We start from the raw sequence: 23327 nt of genomic DNA on the forward strand, positions 1-23327 counted from the left end.
AGGAGATTGTGACGGCCGACTCAAATGTGCATCTGAAATGCAAATTTAGGCTAGGGTGAGGACATGGACCTTCACCGCATCCGACGGCATCCCGTGCGCACCGCCCGGCGCCACCCCGAGCGGAGGGCCCGGTGAACGCCGGCGCCGTCCTGGCGCAGGTGGCCGCGGTCTTCGTGTGGCTGGGGATGGTGCTCGGGATCTCGTTCCTGGAAGCGCCCCTCAAGTTCCGCGCCGAGGGGATCACCGTGCCCCTGGGCCTGGGCATCGGACGGATCGTCTTCCGTGCGCTGAACCGCGTCGAGGCCGTGCTCGCGGCGATCGCCGCCGTGGCGGTGGCGTGGGAGGTGCCGGGGCCGGTGGCGCTGGGCCTGGGCGCGGGGGCCGTTGCCGTGCTCCTGGCACAACTGCTCGTGGTCCGGCCCGCGTTGAACCGCCGCACGGCCGCCGTCCTCGCCGGGGAGACCGGCCCGCGCAGCCGCGCGCACCTGCGGTACGTCGCGCTCGAGGTGGTCAAGGCACTGTGCCTGGCAGGATGCGGCGTGGCGCTCGTCCTGGAGCGGCTGTGAGCGCGCCCGGGCCCGTCGCCGTGGAGGGCGGGACGGGTCGTGACCTCGCGGACCGTGCGGACGTGGAACGGCTGGTGACCGCCTTCTACCGCCGGGCCTTCGCCGATCCCCTGATCGGGCCGGTCTTCACCGAGGTGGCCCGGATGGACCTGGACGCGCATCTGCCGGTCATGTGTGACTTCTGGGAGTCGGTGCTGTTCGCGGCCGGCCGGTACCGGCGCAACGCGCTGGCCCCGCATCTGGCCCTGCACCGCATGGCCCCGCTGAGCCCCGCGCACTTCGCCCGCTGGCTGGCGCTGTGGACCCTGACGGTGGACGGGCTCTTCCACGGTGAGAAGGCCGAACTCGCCAAGCGGCAGGCCGGCCGCGTCGCCGGATCCCTCCAGCGCCGGCTGGCCGGCCGCGACGCGAGCGAGTACGTCACCATCCGCCGCCACGACGGCGGCGAAGCGCTCTAGGCACCGCGTCGGCCGACCCGGCGGCGGGTGCCCCCCGCATCAGGCTGTCGCCGGCCGGGGACTTGTCGTCTCAGTCGCCGAGGAACCACAGGTACAGGTGCTGTCCGTCGAGGACCCTCCGGCCAAGGTCCACGAGCTCACGCGCGAACGCATCGGTGACCACGCCCGGCGGCAGCCGCGGTACCTCGTCCAGCAGGGTGGCCACCTGGCGGCTGTTGAAAACCGTGTCCGCGTAGGGCAACAGGTGTCCCAGCATGGGAAACGCCGACTGGTCGAGACCGGCCAGCTCCGGCCCCCAGGAGACCCCATGCTTGGCGCGAGCCTCGATCGTGCCGCTCTCGCTGCGGACCTGGAGATTGATCACGGTCAGAGCCTAAGGTTCCGAGAGCTGCCGTGGCGGCGGCGCCGGAGAAGTACCGCGTCCGCCGCCGGGGAGCTGTCAGCGGGTGACGACGACCTTGCCGATGCTCCGGCCGGATTCCACCATCTCGTGGGCGCGGCGCAGCCCGGCGGCCGAGAAGTCCTCGATGGTCGTGGTGACGGTGCTGCGGATGCGGCCGTCGTCCACCAGGGCCGCGATCTTCTGCAGCAGGTTCTTGTGCTCGATCATGTCGGGGGTCCGGAACATCGGCCGGGTGAACATCAACTCCCAGTGCCACGCGATGCTCTTGGCCTTCAGCGGCAGCAGGTCCAGCCCCTCGGGCTCGTCGATCGCCGTGATGTGCCCGCCCGGCCGCATGATCCGGGCGTAGGTCCCGATGTTGCCGGCGGAGTGCGGGGAGAGCAGGTAGTCGACGCCCTCCGGGGCCGCCGCGGCGGCGGTCGCGGCGAGGTCGTGGTGGTCGACCACGGCGTCGGCCCCGAGCCCGGTGACCCACTGCGCCGTCTCGGGCCGGCCGGCCGAGGCCAGCACCCGCAGGTCGGTCAGTTGTTTCGCCAGCTGGATGAGGATCGAGCCCACACCGCCGGCGCCGCCCAGCGCCAGCAGGGTGCCGGTGGACCTGGCGTCGAGGGTGAACCGGTCGAACAGGGTCTCCCAGGCGGTGATGCCGGTCAGGGGCAGGGCGGCGGCCTCCGCGAAGCCGAGGCTGCGCGGCATGCGGGCCACGAGGCGCTCGTCGACGACCTGGAACTCGGCGTTGCTGCCGGCGCGGGTGAGGTCCCCGGCGTACCAGACCTCGTCCCCCACCTGAAGGGTGGTCACCCCCTCACCCACCGCCTCGACCACGCCCGCGGCGTCGAAGCCGAGGATGCGGGGCCGGTCGGAGGCGGGCAGCCCGCCGCGGACCTTGATGTCGACGGGATTGACCGACACCGCCCGCACCCGCACCAGTACGTCACGGGGCTCGGGTTCCGGCACCGGTACCTCGACGTCCACGAGGCTGTCGGGGTCCTCCACGGGCAGGCCCCGGTAGGAGGCGACGGCCCGCATCGTCCGTTCGGTCATGGCCGCAGGCTCCCTCGGTGCGCTGACGGGTTCCGGCCAGCCTGTCACGCCCGTCCGTCCCCGGCAGCGGCGGCCGGACCATCCGGGTGCCGTTCCCGGGGCCCGGCCCGGCGGCCGGGATGCGGGGCAGGGCCGGACGGGTCATCCTTACGGCATGCAGCGTCGCGTCATCGTGATGCCGCCATCGATGGGCGGCGGCCGGCGCGTCCGCGTGGACGGCGAGATCCTGGGGATCGCGTACCACCTCCGCGACTTCCAGGAGTTCCTGCGGCGCGCCGGCCTCGATCCCGACGCCATCGACCTGGCCGACCCGGACCTCGTCGAATGGCGCGGGGCCGGCCCCGGCGTGTGGACGTGAGCCCCCCGCCGCGAAACGGCAGGCCACCGGCTACGGCGGCTCCTCGCGGCGCAGCGCGCACCAGTCGACGAGCACCAGTTGAACTCCCCCATGAGCTCCGCCAGTTCGCCCGGGCCGCCGACGGGACGACCGGCCGGCGCGAGACCGTCCGTGCCCAGGACCTGTACGTCCGCACCGCCCCGCCGGGCGCCTGGACGGGCACCCTCTACAAGGGCCGGACCTTCACCGTCGAGAGCAAGTAGGGCGACTGGGCCCACGGGTTCGCCTACGGCGACATCAACCGCCACGGCTGGGTCCAGGACCGCTGGTTCTGCTGACGCGCCCGGGGCGCGCCCCTTCGACGGACACCGCGGGGCGCGCCGGGTCCGGGCCGCCGTCCGGCCGGGCGCGATGTGGCACGGTGAGGGCGCAGCGCCGAAGATCACCGAGAAGGAGTTCCCGTGTCCAAGCCCCCGCTTCCCCCGGCCGCGATCGAGATGCTGAAGAAGCCCAACCCGGCCGTGATCACGACGCTGAGGGCCGACGGCCAGCCGGTGTCCACGGCCACCTGGTACCTCTGGGACGACGGCCGGGTCCTGGTCAACATGGACGGTGGCCGCAAGCGTCTGGAGCACATGCGCAACGACCCCCGGGTCACCCTCACGGTCCTGGACGACGGGAACTGGTACACCCACGTCACCCTGGTCGGGCGCGTCGCCGAACTGCGCGAGGACAGCGGCCTCGCCGACATCGACCGGCTGGCCCAGCAGTACCTGGGCCGCGCCTATCCGCAGCGGGACCGCGAGCGCGTGAGCGGCCTGATCGAGATCGAGCGCTGGCACGGCTGGGGCACGCTGAAGGACAGCAGCCAGCCGGGCTGACCGGGGCCGGTGCGTCAGCCTTCGTACGGCTCCGCCGGCGCCCGCACCGGCCGGGCCCGGCTCACGTCCAGGAACGGGATGGGACCGTCGTTGACCGGGTCCTTCGCCCGGTGCGCGGTGTAGGTCCCGGTGACGTCCAGCCAGGAGTCCGGCCGCAGGACGGGCGGCACCTGCCCGGTCAGGCCGATCTTGACCGGGCGGGCGTCGGCCGCGCAGCAGTTCAGCACCATGCGGGTCAGGTACGGGGTGCCGTCGCGGCCGATGCTGACGAAACCGGTGAGGGTGACCTGACGGCCACTCAGGGACCGCCCGTGGTCGTAGACCGCACGGCCGGCGTAGTCGGCGGTCTCCATCCGCAGCGGGTCCCCCGCGGGCAGGGCGGGAAATCCGAAGGGGCGCGGGACGGACGTGCCGGTCCGGGCGGCGGAGTAGGAGCCCAGGGCGGGCGGGGCGACCAGGACGAGCGCGACGAGCGGCAGCACCAGCAGCCACGCGACCTTCGGCTCGCGGTGCGGGTGCGCATGCCCCGCGTCGTGCGCGTGCCCCTCGTCCGAGCCCGGCTCGGTGCGGCGCGCGCGGCGGGGGCGGCGCAGTTCGTACCAGACGGTCGCCAGGGCGGCGACGACCAGCACGGCGCCGGCCGCCAGCAGCAGCGGCTGCAGACCGGCCTTGACGTAGCGCAGGTAGAGGTCGCTGAGCCCGGCGTGGAGCATCGCCACCCCGGTCAGGAGCAGCACGGCGGCCTGTGCCTCCCGGTTCACAGCAGCACCGCCCCGGTCAGGGACGCCACCACGACGGCCACGGCGAAGGTGGCGGGCGCGAACCGCACCGCGAACGCGCGTCCGAACGCGCCCGCCTGCAGCGCGAAGAGCTTCAGGTCGATCATCGGCCCCACGACGAGGAACACCAGCCGGGCGGTGAGGGAGAACTGCGACAAGGACGCGGCCACGAACGCGTCGGCCTCCGAACAGATCGACAGCACCACCGCGAGCACCGCAAGTGCGAGCACGGACACCACCGGGTTGCCCGACGCCAGCCGCAGGACGTCCTCGGGCACGAAGGACTTGAGCGTGGCCGCCGCCATCGCCCCGACCACCAGGAACCCGCCGGCGTGCATCACGTCGTGCCGCACCGAACCCCAGAACGCCGCGCCCTTGCCCTGCCCCTCGGCCGACGGGTGCGCCGCGGGGCGCAACCGGTCGGCGTGCCCCAGACGCTGCCACAGCCAGCCCATGGCGCAGGCCACCAACAGGCTCGCGACGAACCGGGCGACCACCATGCGCGGTTCGTTCGGGAAGGCCACGGCCGTGGCGGTCAGCACCACCGGGTTGATCGCCGGCGCGGACAGCAGGAACGTCAGCGCCGCCGCCGGAGCCACCCCCCGCCGCACCATCGCCCCCGCGACCGGCACCGACGCGCACTCGCAACCCGGCAGGACCGCCCCCGCCACGCCCGCCACCGGCACCGCCACCGCGGTCCGGCGCGGCAGCGCCCGCGCGAAGAACGACGGCGGGACGCACACCGCGAGCACCGCCGAGAGCACGACGCCCAGCACCAGGAACGGCAGTGCCTGCACCACCACCGCCACGAACACGGTCATCCAGCTCTGCATCACCGGCGCGGACAACGCCCCGCGGACCGGTCCCTGCAGCATCAGGGCGACGAGCAGCAGCAACGTCAGCACCAGCGGCGAACTGACCCGCCACCCCTGTTCCGGATCCGGCCGCCCGGCGTCCTGCCGTGCGGTCCCGGCCGGCGCCGGGGCATCCTTGGTGACGGTCACGGGCGTGCTACCTCCGGCGGGCAGGGGGACGTGAAGAACTGCACCCTCCATACGCCGTGGCCCGTCATGCCGTCTCATGCCCCGCCAGGACTTTGCGCAGCCTTGGTGCGAGCAGTCCTACGATGGCGGCGAAAGCAGCGGCAACGGGGGAGGGGCGGCGACCGCCGTGAAGGCGAGTTTCATCGTGCACGCGGGCGCGGCGCTGGCCCTGGGGGCGTTCTGCCAAGTGGCGGGGCTGCTCACCTTCCTGCCCGGATCGTCATGGCCGGGCGACGGCGGCCCGGTGCTGGGCGGTGCCCTCGCGTTGCTCGCTGCTGCTCGGTGCGGCCGTACGGGCGCTCGCCCTGACCGCGCGCGGGGTGGACGCCCGGGGCAACCGCGCGCTGCAGTGGCTCGCCCTGCGCTGCCTGCCGGGGACCGTCCAGGTGGCCCTGGCCGCGGTCTTCGCCGCGGGGATCGCGCTCATCGTGGCGACGGTCCTCGTCCAGGGCTCGCTGCGGGCAGGCGAGGCGGCAGACGGCCGCTACCACGCCGTGCGGACCGACAGGCCGGGTCACGAGGTCGTCGAGGTGCCCCGAGCGGAGTACGAGGACCTGCTCGAACAGGACCATCGCTTCCTGGTGGCCGCCCTGGGGCTGCTGGCCGGCGCCGCGGCCGCCGTCACCCTCGTCACCGGGCAACTCCACCCGGGCACCCCGCTGCAAGGGACGCCGGTGCCGGGCCGTACCCCGGTGTGACTCCGGCCCGCGCCCGGCCCGGCCGCCCCGTCAAAGCACGCGCTGCCCCTTGCCCAGCGCGATGACGCCGTTGGCGGAGGCGTGGTAGAGCTCGCGGTCACGCTCCGGGTTGACGCCCACGGTGGCGCCGGCGGGCACGACGACGTTCTTGTCGAGGATGGCGCGGCGCACGACCGCGCCGCGCCCGATGCGGACGTTGTCGTGCAGCACCGACCCCTGCACCACCGCGCCCTCCTCCACCACGACCCCCGGCGACAGCACGGACTGCGTGACCTGCCCGGAGATGATGCAGCCCGGGCTGACCATCGACTCGCCCGCGATCCCGCCGGCCACGAACTTCGCCGGGGGCAGCCGCAGCGAGTGCGTGTACAGCGGCCACTGGTCGTTGTAGAGGTTGAAGACCGGGTGGACCGAGATCAGGTCCTGGTGGGAGTCGTAGTAGGCGTCCAGCGTGCCCACGTCCCGCCAGTAGCCGTGGTCGCGGGCGGTCTCGCCGGGCACGTGGTTGTCGTCGAAGTCGTAGACCTGCACCTGCCCCTTGGCGGTCAGCAGCGGGATGATGCTGCCGCCCATGTCGTGCACGGAGGAGTCGTCCTCGGCGTCCTGGGCCAGCGCGTCCAGCAGCACCTTGGTGGTGAACACGTAGTTGCCCATCGAGGCGTACACCCGGTCGGGGTCACCGGGCAGGCCCGGCGGATCGGCGGGCTTCTCCAGGAACCGCTCCACCCGCACCCCACCCGGTCCCGGGGTGATGATCCCGAACGAGGAGGCCTGGTCACGAGGGATGCGGATGCCGGCGACCGTGGCGCCCGCGCCCGCCTCGATGTGCTGGCGCAGCATCTGCCGGGGGTCCATGCGGTACACGTGGTCGGCGCCGAACACGACGATGTAGTCGGGCTGCTCGTCGTACACCAGGTTCAGCGACTGGTAGATGGCGTCCGCGCTGCCGAGGAACCACCGCGGGCCCAGCCGCTGCTGCGCCGGGACGGGGGTGACGTAGTTGCCCAGCAGGTTCGACATCCGCCAGGTGGTGGTGATGTGCCGGTCCAGGGAGTGCGACTTGTACTGCGTCAGCACGCAGATGCGCATGATGTCGCCGTTGACGAGGTTGGACAGGACGAAGTCCACCAGCCGGTAGGCGCCGCCGAACGGCACCGCCGGTTTGGCGCGGTCGGCGGTCAGCGGCATCAGCCGCTTGCCCTCGCCGCCCGCGAGCACGATTCCCAGCACCGAAGGTCCGCCGCGCATCCCTGCCCCCTTTGCCGCCTGCCGCTACCGCCCTTGTGACGTGCAGATCTCCTCGTACAGGCTCATGGTGCGGCGGGCCACCGCGTCCCAGCCGAACTCCGCCACCGCCCGCTCGCGTCCCGCCGCCCCCATCCGCGCCGCCGCCGCGGGATCGCCGGCCAGCGCGCCGACCGCAGCGGCCAGCCCCGCCTCGAAGGCCTCCGGGTCCTTCTCCTCGTACGGCACCAGGAGCCCGGTCACCCCGTCCTCCACCACCTCGGGGATCCCGCCCACCGCCGAGGCGACCACCGGGGTGCCGCACGCCATCGCCTCCAGGTTCACGATGCCCAGCGGTTCGTAGACCGACGGGCACACGAACACCGCGGCGTGCGTGAGCAGTTGCACCACCTCGGGGCGCGGCAGCATCTGCGGGATCCAGATCACCCCGCCGCGTACGGCCCGCAGTTCCTCCACCAGTTCGCGGAACTCGCGGTCGATGGCCGGGGTGTCGGGTGCCCCGGCGCACAGCACGATCTGCAGGTCCGGATCGATCCGCCGGGCGGCCCGCAGCAGGTGCGGGACCCCCTTCTGCCGTGTGATCCGGCCGACGAACAGCGCGTACGGGCGGCCCGGGTCGACGCCGTGCGCGGTCAGCGCCCCCGTGGACTCGTCCGGCCGGTACAGGCGTGTGTCGATGCCGTTGTGGACCACGTGCACACGCGCCGGGTCGAGCGCCGGGTAGCTCCGCAGGATGTCCGCGCGCATCCCGTGCGAGACGGCGATGACGCCGTCGGCGGCCTCGACCGCCGTCCGCTCCGCCCAGCTGGAGAGGGCGTAGCCGCCGCCGAGCTGCTCGGCCTTCCAGGGGCGCAGCGGTTCGAGGGAGTGGGCGGTCATCACGTGCGGGACGCCGTACAGCAGTTTGGCCAGGTGGCCGGCGAGGTTGGCGTACCAGGTGTGCGAGTGCACCAGGTCCTGGCCGGCCAGCGCGGCGGCCATCGAAAGGTCGACCGACAGGCTGCGCAACGCCTCGTTCGCGCCCCCGAGCTCCGCGGCGGCGGCATGCCGGCTGACGCCGGGGCCGTCCGCGTCGTCCGTGCCGCGCGTCGCGTCCGCGCCGTCCGCCCCGGCCCAGCAATGGACCTGAAGGTCCGTCAGGGACCGTAGCTCGCGCGCCAGGAACTCCACGTGGACGCCCGCCCCGCCGTAGACGTACGGCGGGAACTCCCGCGTGAGCAGTGCCACCTTCACGGGCGCCTCCCCGGGTCCCGTCGCCGTGTTGGGACATCCATGCCCCGCAGAACGGTGTTCGATCCGTCTTCCCCGCCTTTCGCCGCGTGATGCCCCGCGCGGAATTCCTTCGACTTCGCCGCCCGCTTCGTGGATCGTCGGGCGCATGCGACAGGACGAGATCTGGGGCGAGGAGATCGCCCGGAACTACGACACCCCCGGCACCGGCATGTTCGCCCCGGACGTACTGGGGCCGGTCGTGGACCGCCTGGCCGGACTCGCCGACGGTGGATGGGCGCTCGAGTTCGCCGTCGGTACCGGCCGCGTGGCCGTGCCGCTCGCGCGGCGAGGCGTACCCGTCAGCGGCATCGAGCTGTCACAGCCGATGATCGACCGACTGCGCACCAAGGCGGACGACGCGACGATCCCGGTCGTCACCGGCGACATGACCGCCGCCCGCGCCGCGGGCACCTTCCGGCTCGTGTACCTCGTCTACAACACCATCTCGAACCTGCTCACCCAGGCCGCACAGGTCGCGTGCTTCCGCAACGCCGCCCGCCATCTCGAGCCGGGCGGGCGCTTCGTGATCGAACTGTGGGTCCCCGAGCTGCGCAAGCTGCCACCCGGCCAGCAGGCGGTCGTCTTCCACTCCGAATCCGGCTACATCGGTCTGGACACCTACGACGTCCTGGGGCAGCAGGTCGTCTCGCACCACTTCCGGTTCGCCGACGGCGAGCCGACCCGGCTGTTCCGTTCCCCGCACCGTTACATCTGGCCCTCGGAGCTCGACCTCATGGCCCAGCTGGCCGGATTCACGCTGGAGTCCCGCCACGCCGACTGGCACGGGGCCGAGTTCACCGCCGAGTCACGCTCCCACGTCTCCGTCTACCGGCTCCCCGCCGCCGAAGGGTGACCGGGTCGCCTCCCCCCACTGCCCCGGCACGGTTCAATGCCGGAATGGTGGACTGGGCGCACATGCCTGACTGCCGGTTCGACGTCGATCGCGTTCCGGAACTCCTCCTAGTCCTCCTCGCCGCTCAGGGAGCCCGCGGTGGTGAGGGTGGCGGTGTCCGGGGCCGGGGCCGGAGCCGGTGAGGCGGCCGGGTCCGGGGCGGTGGCCATGGCCGGGGTGGGCGCCGGGGGGACGGGCCGGGCTTCCGCGGCGCGCTTGGCGGTGGCGCGGGTGAGGGAGACCGTCGGGGGAGCGGGGGGCGGCGCGAGGGAACGGGCGAGGTCCCGGTCGAGGCGGCGCAGCTGGGACTGCATGTGGGCGGTCAGGCGGGTGCGGTAGGCGTTCTCGAAGGTGCGGAGGTCCTCGACCTTGCGCTGTAGCGCCGTGCGGGCGGAGGCCAGGGTGGTCATCGCCTGACGGTGCTTCTCGCGGGCCTCGTGCTCGAGGGCCAGGGCCCGGTCGCGGGCGTCCCGGCGCAGGCTCTCGGCTTGCCCGAGGGCCTCGCCGACGATCTTGTGGGCCTCGGCGCGGGCCTCGGCGACGGCCTGCTCGGCGGTGCGTTCGGCCAGGGCGAGCAGGCGGGCCGTGCTGTCGACGGCGAACCCGGACTGCCCTTCCGTGGCCTCCTCGGCTTCCGCGGGCTCGGCGAGCCGCGTGGGCTCCGCCACCTCGGCGGCGGGGACGGGGACGGGGACGGGTTCGGGCGCCGCCTGGGGTTCGGGTTCCGGCTCCGGTTCGGGGGCCGGTTCCGGTGCCGACGCCACCTCGAGTTCGGGCTCCTCCGGCTGCCTGGCGGCGGACTCGACGGAGGAGAGCGCGGCGCGCAGGTCCTGGTTGAGCCGCAGCAGCCGGGTCAGCTCGGACTGCACCTCGTCCAGGAAGTCGTCGACCTCGCGCTCGTCGTAGGCCTCGCGGAGGCGGACGGTGGTGAACTGCATCCTGCGCACGTTCTCGGGGGTAATCGGCGTCTGTGCCATCTGCTCACCTCGAGGTCTTCGTCGACAAGTCCTGACCGCATCCGTCAACTCCAGCTTGGGCGGCGGGCCGGGCCGGGGCAGCCCGGGAAAACCGCGCGGGGGCGGTGCGGGCGGTGTCACCTGCGCCGATCGTGGGACCCGGGCGAACGGCGTGGATGGCGCAACTACGGGCGGCGCAGTGGCAACTGTGATCATCCGCGTTGTCACCGCGTCCGCAGACAGCGTGGATTTCCCTCCGCGCTCGGCGAAAGGGCCGGACGGGTGAATACGGGCCCCCGGGGCCTGGGTACGGGATGCGCATGGAGATGCCGGGTGGGGGCGAAGGGGCGTGGTTGTTCCCTCTCGGGATGGGCCGAACGGTGTACCAGGCGCTGCGCGGATCCGCCCGCGGCCGGGGGCCGTTCCGCCGTCGCGGCGACCGGCGACCGGCGACCTGCCGACGCGGCGGTACGGCGGTGGGGCCTGTCCTCCTGGACGGCACCGGCGGGCTGCCCGACGAGGACCGCACCGGCCGGCATGCCTCCGTGGGCCGGATCCGCGACGAACTGCGCGCCCCCGCGGCAGCACCCGGCCCCTGTCCGGCCCGCGCGAGCCCGGGACTAGGCTCGCGACGACGTCGTACCAGCTCGTCGCGGGTGCCGGGGCCCGCCGGCGCCCGCACGGCCCGACCCACCAGCGAAGGGGATCCCATGACGCAGCCCGTCATCATCGGAAGCGAGCGCAGCGAGGTCGGACTGGCGGCCGGGATGGACGCCCTGCGGCGCGGCGGGACGGCGCTGGACGCCGTCGAGGCGGCGATGCGCCGCTGCGAGGACAACCTCACCGACCACTACGTCGGCACCGGTGGGCTGCCCAACGCGCAGGGCGTGGTCGAGCTGGACGCGTCGGTGATGACGGGCTCGGACCGCAGGTTCGGCGCGGTCGGCGCGCTGCGCGGGTTCCCCAACCCCATATCGGTGGCGCGCGCGGTGATGGAGCGGCTGCCGCAGCACTGCCTGCTGGTGGGGGAGGGCGCGGCGCTGTTCGCGCGGGAGAACGGGTTCGAGGGCGCCGAACTGCTGACCGAGGAGTCCCGGGCCATGTGGCGCGAGCAGCTGCTGACCGCGGCCGAGGCGGTGGAGGGGGAGAACACCCCGGCCGTGGACGGTGACCACCGCTACCGGCGGGCGGCGCTGGAGCTCGTGCGGCGGATGGCGCCGCACGAGGGGCCGTGGGGGACGATCAACATCATCGCCCTGGACGCGCACGGCGAGATGTGCGTGGGCGTCTCGACCTCCGGCTACCCCTTCAAGTACCCGGGACGGGTGGGGGACTCCGCCGTCCCGGGGGCGGGCAACTGGTGCGACCTGCGCGGTGGCGGGGCGGCGTGCACCGGCCGCGGCGAGCTGAGCCTGCGCGGAGGGACGGCGCGTACGGTGGTCGACCTGCTGGCGCTGGGCAAGGAGCCCGCCGACGCGTGCCGGGTCGCCCTGGAGGAGGCGGCCGGCCTGCCCGACGAGTACCGGTCCGAGCTGCGGGCACTGGCGCTCACCCCGGACGGGCGGCACGGTGGCGCGGCCGGGCAGGAGGGCAGCGTCTACGCCGTGATGACCGACGCCTCCACCGAGCCGGAGCTCCGCCCGCGCACGCTGGTCTGAGGGCCGTTCGGGCCTACGGCTGGGGCGCGATCAGTTCCCCGCTGGTCGCGTCCCGGATGGTGATGGCCTCCACCGGGCAGGACTCCGCGGCGTCGATCAGGAGCTCGTCCGGTTCGGCCGTCGGGTGCCTGGGGCAGGACTTGCAGTCGCGGAGCTCGAAATGCCCGGGGGCGATTCCGGCGCAGGAGCCGGTGCCGATGCAGGTGTTCCGGTCCACCTCGATGTGCCAGGTCATGATGCGTGTCCTCCGGTGTTGTCGTCAGGTCCGGTCCCAGATGACCGGCATCCGCTCGGGCCCGCGCAGGGCGACGCCCGACTTCCACACGACGCTCTCGTCCGGTCCGGCGAGGCGCAGTCCGGGCATCCGGTCGAGCAGGGTGCGCAGGGCCACCTGCAGCTCCATGCGGGCCAGCTGGGCGCCCAGGCAGTGGTGCGGTCCGTGCCCGAACCCGACGTGGGAGGCCTCCTGGCGCAGCACGTCGAGCCGGTCGGGGTCGGTGTACACCGTTTCGTCGCGGTTGGCCGACACGGGGCAGACGACCACCGCCTCCCCGGCGCGTACGGTGCCGCCGCTGAGCTCGACGTCGTCCAGCGCGTAGCGGGGCATGCCCGCGCCGTTGCCCAGGGGGACGTAGCGCATGAGCTCCTCGACGGCGCCGGGGACCAGACCGGGGTCGGCGCGCAGTGCCGCGAGCTGCCCGGGGTGGGTGAGCAGCGTGTAGACGAAGTTGGGGATCTGCGAGGCGGTGGTCTCGTGGCCCGCGACGAGCAGGGAGATCGCCAGGACCTGCAGTTCCCGTTCCGACAGCCGTTCGTCGTTGTCGCGGGCGTCGACGAGGGTGCCGAGGAGGTCGTCGTGCGGCGCGGCGCGGCGTTCGGCGATCAGGCCGGCCATGTAGGCCATCAGGGCGTCGGTGCAGTCCTGGACCTCCCGCGGGGTGTACTTCGTGGTGGACAGCAGCGCGTCGGACCAGGTGCGGAAGTCGGCCCGGTCGGCCAGGGGGACGCCGAGCAGTTCGCAGATGACGGTGACCGGCAGCGGCAGGGCGAAGTCCGCGACGAGGTCGGCCGGCGCGCCGCGCGCGACCATGCCGTCGGCCAGTTCGGCCGCGATCTGCTCGGTGCGGGGCCGCAGGCACTCGATGTGCCGGGCGGTGAAGGCCTTGGCCACGATGCGCCGCAGCCGGGTGTGGTCCGGGGGGTCGAGGTCCAGGATGCTGCCCTCCAGGCCCCGGTGCGGCCGCAGGCGCGGCTCGTCGCGGTGGACGGCCTCGGCCCGGCTGAACCGGGGGTCGCCCAGGACGGTCCTGACGTCCTCGTACCGGGTGACCAGCCAGGCGGCCTCCCCGTAGGGGAACCGGACCCGGCACAGCGGCTCGTCCTTGCGCAGTTCGGCGAAGGCCGGGTCGACGGTCAGGCGGTCGGCTTCGGTGAAGGGGTAGTTTCGGGGCTCGGTCGCGGCCATGGCGCATGCCTCCAGTGAGCTCGGGGAGTCGGGTCCGGTCCTCACGACGGCCCGCGGGGACGCCGGGGCGCGGCGGGCCGGTCGGCGAGGGCGGGGCGCAGCAGGTGGCACAGGTCGTCGGCGAGGAGTTCCAGCGGGTCGTCGGGGTCGACCGGCAGGCCGCCGGCGATCCAGGCGGTGAGGAACGACCCGGTCTGGAGCACCGCCATCAGGGCCCGCTGCCGTGCCTGCGCGGGGGTGACGCCCTGCCAGCGCCGGGGCGGGGCCGTCAGCAGGGTGACGTAGCGTTCGTGCGCCGCCAGGTAGCGGTCGCGGGCGCTGCCGTCGTCACCGGCCGCGGACAGGGTGGCGGCCAGCAGTACGCGGATGGTCGGCGCGAGCGCCCGCCAGTTCGCCGCCGCCTGCTCCAGCCAGTCGCGGACGCCGGAGCGGGTCCATTTCGGGACGGCGGCCAGCTCGGCGTACAGGCCGTCGGTGACCTGGTACACCCGGTCCGTCAGGGCGGCGATGACCTCCGCCTTGCCGCGGAAGTGCGCGTACACCGTGGCCCGGGTGACCCCGGCGGCGCGGGCGATGTCCTCCATGGTGGCGGCGACGAACGACTTGGCGGCGAAGACCTCGACCGCCCCGTCCAGGACCCGGTTGCGGGTCAGGTGCCGCTGCTGCGCGCGCAGGCTCACCCGCGGTGCGCCCACCGTGGTCGCGGATCCGGCATCCGCCGGCCGACGACGTTCCATGAGGAAAGTCTACAAAACGACATCAATCTGTACATTTTGTGTACGGCGACGGTGGGCCCGCCGCGGCGGGTCAGCCGTGGTTGCGGGGATGGGCGCGGGCGGTGCGCTCGTTGCCCCGTTTGTAGTTGCCGGTCCAGCGGGCCATCACCAGCTGGGCGTCACCGCGCTCCACTTCCTCCAGGAACCGCTCCGCACGTTCCCCGCGCAGGACGGCGGCGGTGTGCGCGCCGTGGGTGACGACCACGGTGCCGTCGCCGCGCCGGTGGTAGGAGAATCCGTGAGGTCGGGGCATGGCGGTGAGCGTAGGGCCGGGCCGTGTCCGCGCGACAGGGATTTACGGGGCGTCGCGGCTCGCGACGTGCGGCGAGCGCAGGGCCAGGGCGGCGATGTCGTCCTCCAGCCGCCCGCCGCTGTAGTGCACCAGTTCCCGGTGCAGCCGGTCCAGCAGTTCGCGGGGCGCTGCGGGGCTCTGGCGCCGCAGCCAGTCCGGCAGCGCGAAGAACGCCCCGGCGCGGTCGCGGGTCTCGGTGACGCCGTCGGTGTAGAGCACCAGCTGGTCGCCGGCGGTGAAGGCGTGGGTGTCCACGACGTACGTGTCCCCGATGAGGTCGGCGAGGTTCAGCGGTGGGGAGGCGGCGGTCGGCTCCAGCACCCGGATGCGGCCGGCGTGCATGAGGATCGGCGGAGGATGCCCGCAGTTGAGCAGTCGCAGGCGGCCGCCGCCGTGCGGGATCTCGGCGATCACGGCGGTGGCGAAGCGCTCCGGCAGGTCCGGGCCGGGATAGCCGGAGCTGTGCCGGATGATGCTGGTCTCCAGACGGCGGACGATGCCCCGCAGGTCCGGCTCGTCGTGTGCCGCCTCGCGGAAGCAGCTGCTGAGCGCGGAGGCCGCGCCCACGGCGGACAGCCCTTTGCCGCGCACGTCGCCGATGAGCAGCCGCACGCCGTGGGAGGTGTCGGCCACCTCGTAGAAGTCGCCGCCGATGCGCGCCTGCTCCTGTGCCGCCAGGTACAGCGACTCGATCTCCAGGCCCTGGATGCGCCGCGGCAGCGGCCGCAGCAGTACCGTCTGCGCCGCGTCGGCGACCATCCGGGCGTGGAAGAGCGCCTCCTCGCGCTGGATCCGCACGTGGCTGGCGTACGCCGCCGCCAGGGTGACCGCGACGATCGCGGCCCCGGTGTACGGGGTGCCCAGGTCGGTGTAGACGAAGCTCAGGCCCACCATGACCAGCAGGCAGAACGCGCCCAGCAGCACGGTCGGCAGCACCGGCCACATCGCGGCGGCCAGGGCGGGCGCGACGGGCAGCAGGCGGCTGATCGCGATTTCGCGCGGGGTGGCGAACGCCAGGGCGGCGATGAGCACGCTCAGGATCACCGGGGACAGCCAGGGAGCCTCCCAGCGGCCGTCGAGGCGGGCGCGTCGGCGCCGCGGCCATCCGGACATGATCACGAAGCGCATCATACCGGGGCAAAAGAGAAGGAAGGTCGTCCTTCCGGCCGGACGGACCAGCCGACCACCCCGGAGCGCGGCCCGGGGTGGTCGGAGGTCGTCAGGGGCGGCCTGGCGGTGCCGGCCCTTGTCAGTCCTGGCCGTGGCGACCCGGCAGGACCTGGATGGTGTCGCCGACGGCGCGCTCACCGGTGGCGTCGGACGGGACATTGACCAGGGCGCCCTCGACCACCATCGCCGACGAGCCGCCGCCGTCCAGGTTGAGGGCCTGCACCGCGCCCAGCGACCGCATGAACCGCGCCGCCTCGCCGAGGGTGAAGCCCTCGCTCACCCCGGGCTGCCGCCCGTCCACGGTGACCAGCAGCAGACGGCCCCGCCGGTCGATGCCGGCCATCGTCCGCGGCTGGCGCACGTTGGACCACGCGAAACCGAACGACAGGTCCAGCGGGTCCAGGGTGCCCTCGGTGGTCGCGTCGATGTGGACGCGGCCGTCCTCCACCAGGGTGGGCGCCGCGCTCACGATGCTGTCGCCGGGACCGAGCTTGACCTGGCGCCCCTCGGCGTCCCGGACGACCTCCCGCACGACCAGCCGCTTGCCGGTCCGCACGTGCTCTGTCAGCCACGTCGCCGCCGCGCCGGTGCCCTGCAGCACCGTGCCGCGCTCGGGGACGGAGCCGCCGCGGGCGCCGGTGGAGAGTACGGTCCCGTGCGCGTCGAGCTCCACCTGCACACCGCTGCCCGTGGGCAGCGTCGTGCGGAAGGCGGGGGTGAACTCCACCAGGTCGTCGGCCAGGGTGCAGGTCGTGTCGTGGCGGGGCTGCTCGGTCGGGACGCCGCCGGGGCGGCCGCAGTTGCGGACCTTGCCCGGCACGCGGTTGATGCCCTGCACCGCGTACCGGGCGGAGCCGGCCCGCACGGTGACCGTGGTGGACAGGTCCGCGATCCGCGGCCGCCGCCCGCCGTCGCCGAGGACGAGCGCCGCACGCGAGCCGACCGCCAACGACTCCAGCCGGCCGTCCACCGCGGACAGACCCGCGACGGTGCCCTGGACGCCGTCGGCGTCCGAGGTGATGAAGAAGCCGCCGTTGACGCCGAGCAGCGACCCCAGCCGGCCGGCGACCGCGGAGGTCTTCTCCCGGTCGGCGACGTTGCCGCCGTCGCTCACCTCGACCGACCCGCGCAGCCGCGCCGGGTCCACCACGGCAACGTGGATGCGCTCGCCGTTGGCGGCCTGCCGTCCGTCGTAACCGGTCCACTCCGTCGACGTACGGAAACCGGCGGCCGTGACCGCGGTGTTCGCCGGGCCCGCCTCGGCCTGCGTGGCGTACCGGCCGACCCGGACCTGCCAGCCCATCACACCGCGCGGGGTGTCGGCGTAGGTGTCCCACTCCACCGACTCCAGCCGCGGCTCGAACCCGGCCGCCCGCAGCCGCGCGGCGGTCGCGTCGGCCCAGGCGCGGTCACCCAGCGGAGCCCAGGTGGCGGCTCCCGTCAGCCGGTTGACGGCGGGGGCCTGCACGGTGACCGTCCACACCCCGGCGGCCGAGGGGTCCCGCAGCACGCCGCTGCGGACCTGCAGACCGGGCGCCACCTGCTGCGTCGTCCACGCGATCCCGTGCGTGCCGGTAACGGCGGGCGACTGCGCCCCCGCGACGGTCGTCGGGACGACGGCGACCAGCGTGAGGGCGGCGGCGAACACCGCCCCCCTCCGCGCGGTCTGCCCCACCCGGCTCGACCTGTCGCGCGGTTCGGCGGCTGTGACGGACATACGCTCTCCTGACGTTGGGTTCCACCGAGGGCGGCGCCTGGCGCGGCCCGGTCCTTGATGTCATCACAGACCCGCACGGGTACGGGCGGCCCACGCGACGACGGCCCCTCGGGGAACCCTCGGTGACAACCGAGCGCGAGCAGGTCGCAGTTGCGCGCGGCCGCGCCGCCGGACCCACCCCGGTCGCAGCGGCGGCGTGGGGGACAGGTAAGAACATGGCGTGACCTTCGTACCCTCCGTCCCCCGGCGGCCCTGATGCCCTCGCTCGACCCGGCGCAGTGGGCCGTGGCGCTGCTCGCCCTCTTCCTCGTCGGCTACTCCAAGACCGGGGTGTCCGGCGCCGGGACGGTGGGGGTGGCGCTGTTCGCGCTGGTGCTGCCGGCCAAGCTGTCCACCGGCGTGCTGCTGCCGCTGCTCCTGGTCGGCGACGTGGTGGCCGTGGCCGCCTACCGCCGGCACGCCGACTGGGGGCGGCTGGTGCGGCTCTTCCCGTGGGTGGTGGCCGGGGTGCTGCTGGGCGCGCTGGTCGTCGACCGGATCGACGACACGCGGATGCGGGAACTCATCGGCGCGCTGCTGCTGCTGATGCTCGCCGTCCACTGGTGGAGCCGGCGCCGGGGCCCGGACGACCCGGTCGCCCAGCACAGGGCCGTCGCCGCGGGCGCCGGGATCCTCGCGGGCTTCGCCACGATGACGGCCAACGCGGCGGGCCCCATCATGGCGCTCTACTTCCTGGCCGTGGGGCTGCCGATGCTGGGCTTCCTCGGCACCAGCGCCTGGTTCTTCCTGCTGCTCAACGCCTTCAAGGTGCCCTTCAGCGTCGCCCTGGGGCTGATCACGCCCGACACGCTGGCCTTCGGCGCGATGGCCGCCCCGGCGGTGCTGGCGGGGGCCGCCGCCGGCCGCGCGACCATCAGCCGCATCAGCCCGAAGGTCTTCGAGCGCGTCACCGTCGCCCTGACCCTCCTCGCGGCGGTACGGCTCGTCACCCTCTGAGCGGTCCGCATGGCGGGGGCGGGGCGTTGCGGCTCAGGTGACGATCGCGGTGATCAGCCGCCGGCAGCGCTCCGCCATCGCCTGCGCGGACTCGCCGGGATGGTGGATCCACCAGGTGACCATGGTGCTGACGGTGCCGGTCCACAGGTGCTTGAGCGCGTCGGAGTCCAGCGGGTCCCCGATCCCGCGGGCGGCGAGGAACTCCGCGCTGCCCGCGGCCGCCAGCCCGTCGATGGCGGTGCGGTGGCGCTCGGCCGCCGCGCGCAGCGGACCCGTGGCGGGCAACGTCCGGTCGTAGAGCACGAACCAGGCGTGGCGCTGCCCCTCCAGCGTGTTGAAGATCGCGCGCAGCACGGACAACGGCGTCCCCAGCGAGGTGACGCCCGGGACCAGCGCGTCGGTGAGCGCGCGCGTCAGCGAGCCGGCGACCCGCTCCAAGGCCGCGGCGTACAGCGCGTCCTTGGACCCGAAGTACTGGTACAGCAGCGGCTTGGTGACCCCGACCCGCTCGGCGATGGCCGCCATCGACGCACCGCCGTAGCCACGGCGGCCGAACTCCTCGACGGCCGCGGTCAGCAGTTGCTCCTCGCGCTCGGCGCGGGGCACGCCCTTGGTCCCGGCGGTACGGGTTCTCGCGCTCGCCACGCCCGTGATTGTAGGCAACGAACTGACCGCGAGGTCAGTTCACCCCTCCCAACGATATGACCCAGTGGTAATTTACCCATCGGTCATATCGAGGAGAGGCGAAGGGCGGGACACGCATGACGCGCACGGGCACACGGTCGTGGTGGGGATGGGGCACCGTCGAGGACGCGGTGCGGGGCGCCGAACGCACCGCCCTGACCGGGCGGGTGGCCGGACTGCTCCCGGACGCCGACCTCACCGTCCACCTTCCTCCGGACGTTGCCTCCCTCGCCCTGCCGCCGGTACGGCTTAAGGCCCCGCCGTCGCTGGCCCACCTGTGCTCCGACACCCCGCACGACCGCGCCGCGCACACCCACGGCAAGGCCTTCCGGGACGTCGTCCGCAACCTCCACGGCGACCTGCGCCACGCCCCCGACCTCGTCGCCCGCCCCCGCACCGAGCAGGACGTCGTCGACCTCCTCGACTGGTGCTCCCGCGAGGGGATCGCCGTCATCCCCTTCGGCGGCGGCAGCTCCGTCGTCGGCGGCGTGGAACCCCGCCTCCCCGACGGACGCCCAGCGGTGACGCTCGACATGGAGCGCCTCGACCGCGTCCTGGAGACCGACCCCGTGAGCCGGTCGGCCCGCATCCAGGCGGGCGTGCTCGGCCCGCACCTGGAGGACCAGCTGCAGCCCTCCGGCCTGACGCTGCGCCACTTCCCGCAGTCATTCGAGTACTCCACCCTCGGCGGCTGGCTGGCCACCCGGGCGGGCGGCCACTACGCCACCCTCTACACCCACATCGACGACCTGACGCAGGCACTGCGCGTCGTGACCCCGTCCGGCACCGGCGAGTCGAGGCGACTGCCCGCCTCGGGCGCGGGGCCCTCGCCCGACCGGATGTTCCTCGGTTCGGAGGGAACCCTCGGGATCATCACCGAGGCCTGGATGCGCCTTCAGCGACGCCCCCGGTGGCGGGCGAACGCCTCCGTCCACTTCGCCGACTTCACGGACGCCGTCACCGCCACCCGCGCCCTGGCCCAGTCCGGGCTCCACCCGTCGAACTGCCGCCTGCTGGACCCCGCCGAGGCACTCGTCAACGCGGGCGTCACCACGGGCGGCAGCGTCCTGATCCTGGCCTTCGAGTCCGCCGACCACCCGTTGGGACCTTGGATGGACCGGGCCCTGGAACTGTGCCGCGACCACGGCGGCCACGTGCCCGAGCCGGCCCGGCACACCGACACCGGCGCGGGCGGCGACGCCGACGCGGGCGGGGGCGGAGGCGCCGGGACCGACCGGTCCTGGCGCTCGTCCTTCCTCCGCATGCCCTACCAGCGCGACGCCCTGGCCCAGCAGTCCCTGGTCGTGGAGACCTTCGAGACCGCCTGCACCTGGGACCGGTTCGGGGAACTCCACGCGGCGGTCACCCTCGCCGCGAACGAGGCGATCCGCACCACCTGCGGCACCGGAGTGGTCACCTGCCGGTTCAGCCACGTCCACCCCGACGGGCCCGCCCCCTACTTCGGCGTCTACGCCGCGGGCCGCTGGGGCAGCACGGTCGCCCAGTGGGACGACATCAAGTCCGCCGTCTCCCAGGCCATCGCCGACCACGGCGGCACGATCACCCACCACCACGCCGTCGGCCGCGACCACCGCCCCTGGTACGACACCCAGCGCCCCGACCCCTTCGCCGCCGCCCTCAGCGCCGCCAAGTCCGCCCTGGACCCGGCGGGCATCCTCAACCCGGGTGTCCTGCTGCCGGCGCGCTGACAGCGGCGGGCTGCTCGTGGGTAGGCAGTGAGCAGCCGGCACAACCGAGTGGCGCTGCCCCTGTGGCTCACCGCATAGCGCCCTCCCGTGCGCGGTCGGAGCCGTCAACGCCCGATCGGCTCGGGCGGCGCCGCCGGGGCCGGGTCGGTGGGCGCGGCGGCCGGGCGGCCGTGGGGGAGGCGGCGTACGGCCGCGGAGGCCATCGGCGCCAGGGCTGCGGCGGCGTACACGACTCCGGCGGCCGCGGCGACCCGGAACCCCCCGATGCGGTCGGCGAGCGGCCCCACGCTGAGCTGGCCGATGGGAATGGCGACGTAGGACAGCAGGTCGTCGAAGGACGACACACGCGACAGGGTGCCGGACGGAACGTGCTCCTGGAGGGAAGTGTCCCAGCCGACGCCCGCGACCGACGAGCCCAGCCCGGCGGTGAAGGCGGCGGCGATCAGCCACGGGGCACCCAGGTGCGCACCGAGCGCGAGCAGGGGCAGCGCGCCGAGCACACCCGCCAGCACACCCAGCCGCAGCAGGTAACGGGCCGCCAGCCGGTACATCAGCGTGCTCATCACCAGCAGTCCGGCGCCGCGTGCGCTGAGCACGAAGCCCCAGGCGGCCTCGTCGGCGATCTGCCGGGTGAGCACCGGGCCCAGGATCTGCCAGGTGCCGACCTGCACCAGGTTGACCACGCAGAAGCACAGCGACACCGTCCACACCCAGCGGATCCGGCGGTACGCGGCCCAGCCCTCGCGGATGTCGGCGAGCAGACCCGAGGGACGACGTGCGGCGGTGGGGGCGGTGAGGGACGACAGGCGGGTGAGGCACCCGGCGGCGAGGAGGTAGGTCAGCGCGTCGAAGGCGATGGCCGGTCCGCCGCCGACGGACGCCGCCAGGACGCCGGACAGGCTCGGCCCGAGGATCTTCGTGACGTTGCGTGCCGAGCCCAGCAGCGCGTTCGCCTGCCGGATCCGGTCCCCGGGGACGAGTTCGGGCACGATGCCGCGCAGCGCGGGCGTGGTGAAGGCGGCGAGGACGCCGTTGAGGAACCCGAGCGCGGCCACCGGCCACAGGGCGTACCGCCCGGTCAGCAGCAGCGCGGCGACGGCGCCCTGGGTGACGGCCGAACCGAGGTTCGCCGCCACCAGCACCGTGCGGCGCGGCAGACGGTCGGCCGTGGCGCCCCCGACGAGCAGGAACACCAGCAGCGGCACCATGTACGCGGTGAGGACGACACCGAGGTCGCCGAGGGCGGCCGAGGCGTCGAGGACCGCGAACGCCAGGGCGACGGGGGCCATCGCGGTGCCGAGCAGGGACACCGTCTGGGCGGTGAGGAACCAGCGGAAGTCCCGGTGCGGCGGAAGGGATGCGAGCACGGGCGGAGTCTGCGGGAGGCGCCGGGCGGGGCACTATCGTTTCGGCGGGAGGCGAAAGATGACCTTGTTGCGGCTGAGTCCGCTGGCCCTGTCGCGGTCCCGGTTCGCCCTGTCGCCGCTGGCCGAGACCTTGGCGTCGCTGCGCGTGCTGGGCGCCGGGTACTGCGACCCGTGGCTGGCCTCCTGGTACGACCGCCACCATGGCGCGTTCCGCACCGCGCTCGACGCCGACCCCTTCGCGAAGGGCCTGGTGCGGCTGCTGGCGTCCACGAAGTGGATGCCGGCGCACATCGTCCTGCCGCCGGCGGGCGGCATGCGGACCGCCATCGACGGCGAACTGGCCGAGGTGGCCCGGGTGCCCGACGCGCAGGTGCGCGCCGAGCTGGAGAAGTCGGTGGCGCAGAGCTGGAAGGAGCACGACCTCGACTGGCTGACCGGACGCGGCTGGGCCGCCAGGACCGCCGAGCTCTTCCGGCGCACCTGGACCGCGCACGTCGCTCCCGACTGGCCGCGCCGCCGTGCCCTGCTGGAGCGGGACGTCACCTACCGGGCAGGGCTGCTCGCCGCCTACGGCTGGCCGCGCGCCCTGGAGCACATGAGCCGGCACAGCGCCTGGGTCGGCGCGGACGCGATCCGCTTCAGCCACCGGGGCTCCCCGGACCGGGTCGTCGGCGACGAGGGCATGCTGTTCGTACCGGTCGCCGCCGTGTCCCGGGGCACGTGGCTGTGCGAGGCGCCGCCCGGCGTCGTACGCGCTGGTCTACCCGGCCCGCGGAGCCGCCGCGGCCGCGGAACGCGCGGAACCCGGGCCCGCTCTGGGACGGCTGATCGGCACCGGCCGCGCGGCGATCCTCCACGAACTGGAGCGCCCCGCCACCACCAGCGAACTCGCCGCCCACCTCGGCCTGTCCCTCGGCAC

General features: G+C 73.9%; 26 protein-coding genes and 1 pseudogene. 11 read left to right on the plus strand and 16 right to left on the minus strand.

Annotated features, from left to right (window positions below; genetic code table 11):
- The first annotated feature begins 185 nt into the window (after nt 1–185).
- Both OG937_43335 and OG937_43340 read left to right on the plus strand, forming a co-directional pair.
- A complete protein-coding gene (locus OG937_43335; protein WUD79065.1) occupies nt 186–566 on the plus strand; it encodes a hypothetical protein in 381 nt (126 codons plus the stop codon).
- Nucleotides 563–1024 (plus strand): group III truncated hemoglobin, encoded by a 462-nt coding sequence (locus OG937_43340; GenBank protein ID WUD78071.1) that lies wholly within the window; start codon nt 563–565, stop codon nt 1022–1024. The genes OG937_43335 and OG937_43340 overlap by 4 nt, the downstream gene beginning before the upstream one ends.
- Before the next feature lie 70 nt (nt 1025–1094).
- Here OG937_43340 and OG937_43345 read toward each other — a convergent pair whose 3' ends face one another.
- Together OG937_43345 and OG937_43350 are read right to left on the minus strand one after the other, a co-directional pair.
- Complete coding sequence (locus OG937_43345; GenBank protein WUD78072.1) at nt 1095–1388, minus strand: hypothetical protein; 294 nt, start codon at nt 1386–1388, stop codon at nt 1095–1097.
- A gap of 75 nt (nt 1389–1463) precedes the next feature.
- On the minus strand, nt 1464–2471 hold the full coding sequence (locus OG937_43350) for a zinc-binding alcohol dehydrogenase family protein (protein ID WUD78073.1): 1008 nt from the start codon (nt 2469–2471) through the stop codon (nt 1464–1466).
- Nucleotides 2472–2625: 154 nt separating this feature from the next.
- Here OG937_43350 and OG937_43355 point away from each other — a divergent pair, with 154 nt between their 5' ends.
- From OG937_43355 to OG937_43365, 3 genes are all read left to right on the plus strand, one after another.
- On the plus strand, nt 2626–2829 hold the full coding sequence (locus OG937_43355) for a hypothetical protein (protein WUD78074.1): 204 nt from the start codon (nt 2626–2628) through the stop codon (nt 2827–2829).
- Nucleotides 2826–3071 (plus strand): hypothetical protein, encoded by a 246-nt coding sequence (locus OG937_43360; protein ID WUD78075.1) that lies wholly within the window; start codon nt 2826–2828, stop codon nt 3069–3071. The genes OG937_43355 and OG937_43360 overlap by 4 nt, the downstream gene beginning before the upstream one ends.
- A gap of 198 nt (nt 3072–3269) precedes the next feature.
- On the plus strand, nt 3270–3689 hold the full coding sequence (locus OG937_43365) for a PPOX class F420-dependent oxidoreductase (protein ID WUD78076.1): 420 nt from the start codon (nt 3270–3272) through the stop codon (nt 3687–3689).
- 14 nt (nt 3690–3703) lie between these two features.
- On the opposite strand, the gene OG937_43370 is transcribed toward OG937_43365, so the two are convergent.
- Nucleotides 3704–4450 carry a TIGR03943 family protein gene (locus tag OG937_43370; protein WUD78077.1) on the minus strand — a complete coding sequence of 249 codons (747 nt, stop codon included), beginning with the start codon at nt 4448–4450 and terminating at the stop codon, nt 3704–3706.
- Complete coding sequence (locus tag OG937_43375) at nt 4447–5472, minus strand: permease (GenBank protein ID WUD78078.1); 1026 nt, start codon at nt 5470–5472, stop codon at nt 4447–4449. Before OG937_43375 ends, OG937_43370 begins: the two co-directional genes overlap by 4 nt.
- A gap of 293 nt (nt 5473–5765) precedes the next feature.
- Between OG937_43375 and OG937_43380 the strand changes: the two genes are divergently transcribed.
- A complete protein-coding gene (locus OG937_43380; protein ID WUD78079.1) occupies nt 5766–6209 on the plus strand; it encodes a hypothetical protein in 444 nt (147 codons plus the stop codon).
- A gap of 30 nt (nt 6210–6239) precedes the next feature.
- On the opposite strand, the gene glgC is transcribed toward OG937_43380, so the two are convergent.
- Entirely contained in the window at nt 6240–7457 is a 1218-nt protein-coding gene (gene glgC / locus OG937_43385) for a glucose-1-phosphate adenylyltransferase (protein ID WUD78080.1), read from the minus strand.
- A 24-nt stretch (nt 7458–7481) separates the two neighbouring features.
- Complete coding sequence (gene glgA, locus OG937_43390) at nt 7482–8687, minus strand: glycogen synthase (GenBank protein ID WUD78081.1); 1206 nt, start codon at nt 8685–8687, stop codon at nt 7482–7484.
- 145 nt (nt 8688–8832) lie between these two features.
- On the opposite strand from glgA, the gene OG937_43395 reads away from it, so the two are divergent.
- Nucleotides 8833–9579, plus strand: coding sequence for a class I SAM-dependent methyltransferase (locus OG937_43395; protein WUD78082.1), 747 nt, complete (start codon nt 8833–8835; stop codon nt 9577–9579).
- A gap of 107 nt (nt 9580–9686) precedes the next feature.
- On the opposite strand, the gene OG937_43400 is transcribed toward OG937_43395, so the two are convergent.
- A complete protein-coding gene (locus tag OG937_43400) occupies nt 9687–10595 on the minus strand; it encodes a DivIVA domain-containing protein (protein ID WUD78083.1) in 909 nt (302 codons plus the stop codon).
- Between the two features lie 689 nt (nt 10596–11284).
- Here OG937_43400 and OG937_43405 point away from each other — a divergent pair.
- The gene (locus OG937_43405) at nt 11285–12232 is read left to right on the plus strand and encodes a N(4)-(beta-N-acetylglucosaminyl)-L-asparaginase (protein WUD78084.1); all 948 of its coding nucleotides are present in this window, start codon (nt 11285–11287) and stop codon (nt 12230–12232) included.
- A gap of 13 nt (nt 12233–12245) precedes the next feature.
- On the opposite strand, the gene OG937_43410 is transcribed toward OG937_43405, so the two are convergent.
- The 6 genes from OG937_43410 to OG937_43435 form a co-directional block, all read right to left on the minus strand.
- A complete protein-coding gene (locus OG937_43410) occupies nt 12246–12467 on the minus strand; it encodes a ferredoxin (protein ID WUD78085.1) in 222 nt (73 codons plus the stop codon).
- A 24-nt stretch (nt 12468–12491) separates the two neighbouring features.
- Nucleotides 12492–13697: a cytochrome P450 gene (locus tag OG937_43415; GenBank protein WUD78086.1), complete on the minus strand. Its 1206-nt coding sequence runs from the start codon at nt 13695–13697 to the stop codon at nt 12492–12494.
- A 41-nt stretch (nt 13698–13738) separates the two neighbouring features.
- Nucleotides 13739–14434 (minus strand): TetR/AcrR family transcriptional regulator, encoded by a 696-nt coding sequence (locus OG937_43420; GenBank protein WUD78087.1) that lies wholly within the window; start codon nt 14432–14434, stop codon nt 13739–13741.
- Between the two features lie 70 nt (nt 14435–14504).
- The gene (locus OG937_43425) at nt 14505–14726 is read right to left on the minus strand and encodes a hypothetical protein (protein WUD78088.1); all 222 of its coding nucleotides are present in this window, start codon (nt 14724–14726) and stop codon (nt 14505–14507) included.
- A gap of 42 nt (nt 14727–14768) precedes the next feature.
- The gene (locus tag OG937_43430) at nt 14769–15878 is read right to left on the minus strand and encodes a serine/threonine-protein phosphatase (protein WUD79066.1); all 1110 of its coding nucleotides are present in this window, start codon (nt 15876–15878) and stop codon (nt 14769–14771) included.
- 136 nt (nt 15879–16014) lie between these two features.
- A complete protein-coding gene (locus OG937_43435) occupies nt 16015–17652 on the minus strand; it encodes a phosphodiester glycosidase family protein (protein WUD78089.1) in 1638 nt (545 codons plus the stop codon).
- A 255-nt stretch (nt 17653–17907) separates the two neighbouring features.
- Here OG937_43435 and OG937_43440 point away from each other — a divergent pair, with 255 nt between their 5' ends.
- On the plus strand, nt 17908–18648 hold the full coding sequence (locus tag OG937_43440) for a sulfite exporter TauE/SafE family protein (GenBank protein ID WUD78090.1): 741 nt from the start codon (nt 17908–17910) through the stop codon (nt 18646–18648).
- A 33-nt stretch (nt 18649–18681) separates the two neighbouring features.
- On the opposite strand, the gene OG937_43445 is transcribed toward OG937_43440, so the two are convergent.
- A complete protein-coding gene (locus tag OG937_43445; protein WUD78091.1) occupies nt 18682–19293 on the minus strand; it encodes a TetR/AcrR family transcriptional regulator in 612 nt (203 codons plus the stop codon).
- 116 nt (nt 19294–19409) lie between these two features.
- Here OG937_43445 and OG937_43450 point away from each other — a divergent pair, with 116 nt between their 5' ends.
- Nucleotides 19410–21041: an FAD-binding oxidoreductase gene (locus OG937_43450; protein ID WUD78092.1), complete on the plus strand. Its 1632-nt coding sequence runs from the start codon at nt 19410–19412 to the stop codon at nt 21039–21041.
- 104 nt (nt 21042–21145) lie between these two features.
- Here the strand turns inward: OG937_43450 and OG937_43455 are convergent, their stop codons facing one another.
- On the minus strand, nt 21146–22408 hold the full coding sequence (locus OG937_43455; GenBank protein WUD78093.1) for an MFS transporter: 1263 nt from the start codon (nt 22406–22408) through the stop codon (nt 21146–21148).
- A gap of 33 nt (nt 22409–22441) precedes the next feature.
- Nucleotides 22442–22888, minus strand: coding sequence for a hypothetical protein (locus OG937_43460; GenBank protein ID WUD78094.1), 447 nt, complete (start codon nt 22886–22888; stop codon nt 22442–22444).
- 380 nt (nt 22889–23268) lie between these two features.
- Between OG937_43460 and OG937_43465 the strand changes: the two are divergent.
- Nucleotides 23269–23325, plus strand: a pseudogene (locus OG937_43465) (hypothetical protein).
- Nucleotides 23326–23327: the final 2 nt, after the last annotated feature.

Origin of the sequence: Streptomyces sp. NBC_00510 (assembly GCA_036013505.1) — a bacterium.
Classification (GTDB): domain Bacteria; phylum Actinomycetota; class Actinomycetes; order Streptomycetales; family Streptomycetaceae; genus Actinacidiphila.